Below are 1,435 nucleotides of genomic sequence, written 5' to 3'. Positions count from 1 at the left end.
GGTTCGTCGGCATTCGGGCCGGCGAGGACGAGCTTAGGGCTCGGGTCGTCGTCGCGGCCGACGGCGTCAACTCCTTCATCTCCCAAGACGCAGGGATCCGCGGGAAGGAGCCGTTGGAGAACCTGGCGGTCGGTGTGAAGTCCGTGATTTACCTCGGCGAGGAGGAGGTCAGGAAGCGCTTCAACCTCGTTGGCGAAGAAGGAGCGGCTTACGCCGTCGTCGGAGACTGCACCGAAGGCGTGGCTGGCGGCGGATTCATGTACACGAACAAGGAATCCGTCTCCATCGGCATCGTCGCACGGCTGGACGATCTGACGAAGAAGGGCAAGTCCTCTTCGGATCTGCATGACCATTTCCTCTCGCACCCGGCGATCGCGCCGTTCCTGGAGGGCGGCGAGCTCCTCGAGTACGGCTGCCACCTTGTGGCCGAAGGCGGGGAAAAGATGCAGCACGATTTGGTGCGCAACGGGCTCGTTGTGATCGGCGACGCCGCCGGCTTCACCCTCAACACCGGTTTCACGGCTCGGGGGATGGACCTGGCGGCCGGTTCCGCCGTCGCCGCCGCCACGGCCGTCGATCACGCGCTGGAAACCGGGGACTGCAGCCGCGTGGGGTTGGAACGATACATCGCCGAGTATAAGAACTCCTTCGTAGGCAAGGACATGGCGACGTACGCCAAGGCTCCCGACTTCCTCGAGAACGACGAAATGTACGGGGATCTCGGATTGATGCTGGCGGACGTGCTGTACGGCGTGTACAACCTCGATCTGACGCCCCGCAAGCACATCCTTCCGACCGCGTTGTCCGCTTTCAAGGCATCCGGTATGAAGATTCGACGGATGGCCAAGATTGGCTTCCAGGCAGTGAGGTCTCTGTAATGTCTGATTTTTTCGAAGGCAGCGTTCCGGCCCGCCTGGGCAAGAACGTCTATGAAGTCGACGAAGGCAATTCGCATATCGAGGTCAATCAGGAGATAGCGAAGGCTACCGGGGCCGGCAAGGTGTTGGTCAAGGTGTGCCCGGCCCACGTCTACTCCGAGGAACCCGACGGCACGATCTCCGTGGAGTTCGCCGCCTGCCTCGAATGTGGAACGTGCCGTGCCGTCGCGGCTCCGGGACTGCTCAAATGGCACTATCCCGAGGGTTCGATGGGCGTCATGTTCCGTGAGGGTTGACCAAAAGGGCGAGTGCTGACGAAAACGGGCGGGCGGAGCTATCCGCCCGCCCGTTTTTAACCGTTGAAACGAACAGTGCGAATCGACGCTCTCGGGTGCAGGATCGGTTGGGGATGGGAGTCCTCGTTGCGGGGAGGGTGTCGGCGTCCCCGCGTGTCGGGGATTGTTTTGTTTTCCGGTTTTGCCGCCTTTCAGCTTTTAGGCCTTGCTGCCTCTCACTCTTGTGCTATTTGGACGGTTTGTTTGTCGGTGTTGAGGCAG

The 1,435-nt window shown here is 61.4% G+C and carries 2 protein-coding genes; both read left to right on the top strand.

Annotation, left to right across the window (positions count from 1 at the left end):
- Positions 1-878 (top strand): FAD-dependent oxidoreductase (locus ACO48X_RS11065; RefSeq protein ID WP_485002138.1); only part of this gene is annotated, 878 nt, incomplete at its 5' end.
- Positions 878-1,174 carry a ferredoxin family protein gene (locus ACO48X_RS11060; protein ID WP_009199125.1) on the top strand — a complete coding sequence of 99 codons (297 nt, stop codon included), beginning with the start codon at positions 878-880 and terminating at the stop codon, positions 1,172-1,174. The genes ACO48X_RS11065 and ACO48X_RS11060, both read left to right, overlap by 1 nt.
- Positions 1,175-1,435 lie beyond the last annotated feature (261 nt).

The organism is Peptidiphaga sp. (assembly GCF_057238965.1).
The sequence above is the reverse complement of the archived record's forward strand: the minus strand, read 5'-3'. Positions and strand labels throughout refer to the sequence as shown.

Excerpts from the sequence above, each read along its gene's own strand:
- ACO48X_RS11060 (WP_009199125.1), top strand. The coding sequence starts at position 878 with ATGTCTGATTTTTTCGAAGGCAGCGTTCCGGCCCGCCTGGGCAAGAAC.